At 33.0% G+C, this 5,418-nt stretch carries 4 protein-coding genes; all 4 read left to right on the forward strand.

Going from position 1 to position 5,418, the window contains the following annotated elements; all coding sequences use genetic code 11:
• Nucleotides 1-337: 337 nt before the first annotated feature.
• The 4 genes from ahpC (at nt 338) to CD152_RS08530 (ending at nt 5,230) form a co-directional block, all read left to right on the forward strand.
• On the forward strand, nt 338-907 hold the full coding sequence (ahpC, locus tag CD152_RS08515; RefSeq protein ID WP_086037857.1) for an alkyl hydroperoxide reductase subunit C: 570 nt from the start codon (nt 338-340) through the stop codon (nt 905-907).
• Nucleotides 908-1,013: 106 nt separating this feature from the next.
• Complete coding sequence (gene ahpF, locus CD152_RS08520; RefSeq protein ID WP_101140754.1) at nt 1,014-2,537, forward strand: alkyl hydroperoxide reductase subunit F; 1,524 nt, start codon at nt 1,014-1,016, stop codon at nt 2,535-2,537.
• An 88-nt stretch (nt 2,538-2,625) separates the two neighbouring features.
• Nucleotides 2,626-3,393 carry a molybdate ABC transporter substrate-binding protein gene (modA, locus tag CD152_RS08525; RefSeq protein ID WP_101143182.1) on the forward strand — a complete coding sequence of 256 codons (768 nt, stop codon included), beginning with the start codon at nt 2,626-2,628 and terminating at the stop codon, nt 3,391-3,393.
• Nucleotides 3,394-3,940: 547 nt separating this feature from the next.
• Nucleotides 3,941-5,230: an MFS transporter gene (locus CD152_RS08530; protein ID WP_101140752.1), complete on the forward strand. Its 1,290-nt coding sequence runs from the start codon at nt 3,941-3,943 to the stop codon at nt 5,228-5,230.
• Nucleotides 5,231-5,418 lie beyond the last annotated feature (188 nt).

A 5,418-nucleotide genomic window follows, 5' to 3' on the forward strand; every position in this document is an offset into this window, starting at 1 on the left:
TCCTTGTATATGTGCATTTATTCACAATAATTTTAACATAATCAATCAAGTATATATATAGCCATATTATAATTATTGTATATTATCTTTAAGAATTAATAATGGGAAATAAAAATTACAAAGAAATTTTGCTTCTAAATGAGAACCATGGATATTAAATGATAAAATATAATGGGAATAATACGATTTAATAACGTATATTAAAACTTTAATTGAAATAATTATAAAATTATATATCTTTAGTTGACTTGTATTATCCATCATGTATAATAAGAAATATAGAAATTAGAATTATTCTAAATAAGAATTTTATTAGATTTTCAGGAGGAATTTATTTATGTCATTAATCAACAAAGAAATTTTACCGTTTACAGCACAAGCATATGATCCAAAAAGTGATGAATTTGTAGAAGTATCAAATGAGTCAATGAAAGGTTCTTGGAGCATCGTATGTTTCTACCCAGCGGACTTCACTTTTGTATGTCCAACTGAGTTAGAAGATTTACAAGATCAATATGCAACATTACAAGATTTAGGTGTGAACGTATACTCTGTATCATGTGATACACACTTCACGCACAAAGCTTGGCATGATCACTCAGAAGCAATCTCTAAAATACAGTACACTATGATTGGCGACCCATCACATGTGATTGCACGTAACTTCGATGTATTAGATGAAGAAGCTGGTCTTGCACAACGTGCTACATTCTTAATCGATCCAGACGGTGTTGTTCAAACAATGGAAATCAACAACGACGGAATTGGTCGTGACGCTTCAGTATTAGTGGACAAAGTGAAAGCTGCACAATACGTAGCATCACATGATGGAGAAGTTTGCCCTGCGAAATGGAAAGAAAGCGGAGAAACTTTAACTCCAGGTTTAGATTTAGTTGGTAAAATCTAAGCAATTTAAATAGCTTAAATACAACTAACACCACAACGTAATTTTTGCGTTGTGGTATCTATTATTTTTGATTAGTATAAAATTACAATTAAAGGAGTATAAGTTAATGCTAGATAATAATTTAAAGCAGCAGCTTGGTCAATATCTTGAATTGCTTGAAGGCGATATTGTACTTACAGCAAGTAAAGGAGACGATAAAGCGTCTCAAGACATGATGGAATTACTTAATGAAATTAGTATGATGTCTGATAAAATTTCGATTCAAGAGACATCTTTAAAGAGAACGCCGAGCTTTACAGTAGGACGTCCTGAAGAGGAGGCACGTATTACGTTTGCAGGTGTACCATTAGGTCATGAATTTACATCATTGGTACTAGCTTTACTGCAAGTGAGTGGCAGAGCTCCAAAACTTGATGAAGCTGTGATCGATCAGATTAAAAAGATCGATAAACCGTTAAACTTTGAAACGTTTATAAGTTTAACTTGTACAAAATGTCCTGACGTAGTTCAGGCATTGAATGTAATGTCAGTAATTAATCCGAATATTACGCATACGATGATTGATGGCGCAGTATTCAGAGAAGAATCAAAAGATATTATGGCAGTACCAAGTATTTTCTTAGATGGTGAAGAATTTGGCAGCGGTAAGATGACGGTTGAAGAGATTATTAATCAAGTTGGCGGTGGTGCCGATGCATCAGAGTTTGATGCTAGAGAACCATTTGACGTACTTGTTATTGGTGGCGGTCCTGCAAGTGCAGCGGCTTCTATATATGCTGCACGTAAAGGTTTAAGAACTGGTATCGTTGCAGAACGTATTGGTGGTCAAGTGAATGATACTGCCGCAATTGAAAACTTTATTTCTGTAAAAGAAACAACAGGTCCGGAGTTTGCACAGAACTTAGCTGATCATATTAAGAGCTATGATATCGATGTGATGAATGCAGTGCGTGTAGAGTCAATTGAGAAAATTGATGATATGGTTCATGTTACCCTTGAAAATGGCGGAAAGCTTTCAAGTAAAACATTGATTATTAGTACAGGTGCAAAATGGCGTAATATGAACGTGCCAGGTGAAGCTGAATATAAAAATAAAGGTGTAGCTTATTGCCCGCATTGTGATGGTCCTTTATTTGAAGGTAAACGTGTTGCAGTTGTTGGTGGCGGAAACTCTGGTGTAGAGGCTGCGATTGATTTAGCGGGTATTGTAAAGCATGTCACTTTACTTGAATTTGGTGAAGAATTAAGAGCTGATAAAGTATTACAGGACCGTCTTGCTTCGTTAGAAAATGCAGAGATAATTAAATCTGCAGCTACGAAAGAGTTGACAGGTACAGATAAACTTCAAGCCTTGACTTATGTAGATCGTACGACAAATGAAGAACATACAGTTGATTTAGAAGGTGTCTTCGTGCAAATTGGTTTAGTACCAAGTACTGAATTTGTGGGAGATTTAGTAGAGCGCAACAACCGTGGTGAAATTATCGTTGATCGTAATGGTGCTACGAATGTTCCAGGTATATTTGCAGCAGGAGATTGCACAGATCAAACATATAAACAAATTATTATTTCTATGGGTGCAGGTGCGACAGCAGCATTAAGCGCATTCGACTATTTAATTAGAAATTAAGATTATCATCAGTACCACTTAAGTAATAACTTACATTAAGTGGTATTTTTATTTTGTTTGTGCTTATAATAAAATGAGGAGGAATATTATGAGAAGAATATTTATCATTCTATCAGCAGTTTTATTATTAAGCGCGTGCAATCGATCAGAGGAAATTAAGCAGAAAGAAGATAAGAAGATCATTACGGTATCTGCAGCAGCAAGCTTGAAAGATGCGCTGAATGAAATTGAACAAAAATATGAAAAAAAACATCAGACGATAGATCTAAAGTTTAACTATGGTGCCTCAGGGACACTAGCTCAACAAATAAAATCAGGTGCACCTGTGGATATATTTATTTCTGCTGCTGAGGATAAAGTAGACATGCTCGTTGAAGATAAAAAAATAAATAAAGAAGAAAAAAAATCACTACTTAAAAATCATCTCGTGCTTATCTCTAACACTCCAATCAATAATATACAAGACTTAACATCTAATAAAGTAGAAAAAATTGCACTTGGAAATCCTGAATTAGTTCCAGCTGGAGCATATGGTAAACAAATGCTTGAAAATGCTGATCTTTATCAGAAACTAGAAAATAAATACATATTAACTAAAGACGTGAGACAAGTTTTGACTTATGTTGAGACAGGGAATGTGGAGGCTGGCATTGTATATGCCTCAGATTTGAAATCTAGTAAAAAGATAAAGTATTCATTTACAATTAAAGATACATTACATGATAAAATTATATATCCGGTAGCGATTATAAAAGATACGCATCACAAAGAAGAGGCACAAAAATTCTTTGACTATGTAGCACAGCCAGTTACACTTAAAATATTTGAGAAATATGGCTTTGATCCAATAAAATAAGTGATGAAATAAATTTATGCTCGGTAAAGGAATCGTGGAGTGAATTTAAAAGCTTGATAGAACTATCTATCGAGCTTTTTGTTATTTATATGCAACGAATCATAAAATTAAAGATTTCATAAGTGAAATATTCAAACTATAGTAAGTCTTTCTAATATAAAGATGACGTATTCAAATGTATACGGAGAATATTCAGCTAATAAACAGTTATCAAAAATATTATTATATAATAATATTTTTGACAGAATACATTATATTTTTATTGAACAGACTATTAAGGAATAGACAGATAAGGTGTATGGATGACGAAGTAATAGGGCATTGTTTACTAGGGTTTGAAAGGGTGCAGAAAGATATCTTATGTTCTTCAATAATAATCGAATCGATTGATAGTTCACATCAATTACTACAATTATTAAGTGAAAACTAACAAATAAAATTATTAAAATAAAAAGAATTTTACACTTTTCACAAAAATTATAATAAATTAATGTTATCCTACTGGAAGATATATTATTATATATATAAAATAATTTTAGGAGATGCTATGAAAAAAGATATTAAATTAATGCTATCATTGCCAATTTTAAGCTGGGCACTTTACGACTTTAGCAACACCATTTTCAGTGCCAATATCATTACATTATTCTTTCCTCAATTTGTCACAGAGCACTTTAGTCAAGATCCGGTAACTGAGCAATTAGCATCTACTTGGATTGCGTATTCAGCAAGTATCGCAGCTTTAATGCTTATTATATTGAGTCCGATATACGGTATATATATTGATCGAACGAATCATAAGAAAAAATGGGTTATTATATTTACTTTAATAGTATTTTTGTGCACGTTTAGTATGGGTTATATCTATAAGCATCCTTTAGAAGGTAGCTTCTTGGATGTACCTGTGACATTTTTAGTGATTATCATACTGTTCACTATCGCTAAGTTTACTTATAACTCAAGTCTTGTATTTTATGATGCGATGATGCCAAATTTAACAAGTAAAGAAAATCATTCTGTTATTTCTGGTTATGGTGTGGCATTGGGGTATATGGGAACATTGTTTGGTGTAATTTCAATCATGACATTTGTAGGGACGAAAGATGCTGGAGAGACTTTTATCCCCACTGCGCTGATGTTTCTTGTATTTAGTCTGCCGATTTTTATATTCGGTAAAGATGGAAAAAGACAAAAAGAAGTACATCACACGTCGTTGAAATCTGGATATAAAGAAGTGATGGAAACATTTAAATTAGCGAAATCAAAGCCGGCAATTTATATCTTTTTGATTGTCTACTTCTTCTTAAACGATGCACTAGCAACGTCAATTAGTATGATGCAACCTTATGCTACAACGGTTGTGGGTTTTACAAGCCAGCAGTTTATAGTGATATTTATGGCAGCAACTGTATTCAGTGTGGTTGGTGCGTTCGTATTTGGATATATTGCAAAACATATAGGATCATTAAAGGCGCTGCATTACGTTGGACTCGTCTTGATGATTGCATTGATATTAGCGAGCCTACCTCTGCCTAAAGAAGTCTTTTATATATGTGCCGTGTTGTTTGGTGTCGCAATGGGTTCAATATGGGTAATTTCCAGAACATTGATTATTGAATTAGCGCCTGAAGAACATATTGGACAATTCTTCGGTTTGTTCTCGATGAGCGGGAAGTTGTCAGCGGTAATCGGTCCATTTATATATGGAACCATCACATTGCTGTTGAAAGATTATGGTCCACTTGCGAGTAGAGTAGCAATATTATCTTTATTTATTATGGCATTATTTGCATACATTCTTCATTTCAAAGTTATTGAAGCGGCGAAAATTGGATAGAGTAATTGTTATTTGAAAATAATATAATATTACACTTCTATAACTGAGAAGATGTAACTTTGGTGATTTTCTTTATGTATTTCAAGATAATTCATAATAGTAACAAAATAAAATAAATGGATTTATTTTGAAGATAACTATTTAAGATAAAAATAAAGTCTGATATGATTGAGTTAACAAACCAAGGA

It is taken from the genome of Macrococcoides caseolyticum (genome assembly GCF_002902665.1).
GTDB classification, from domain to species: Bacteria; Bacillota; Bacilli; order Staphylococcales; family Staphylococcaceae; genus Macrococcoides; species Macrococcoides caseolyticum.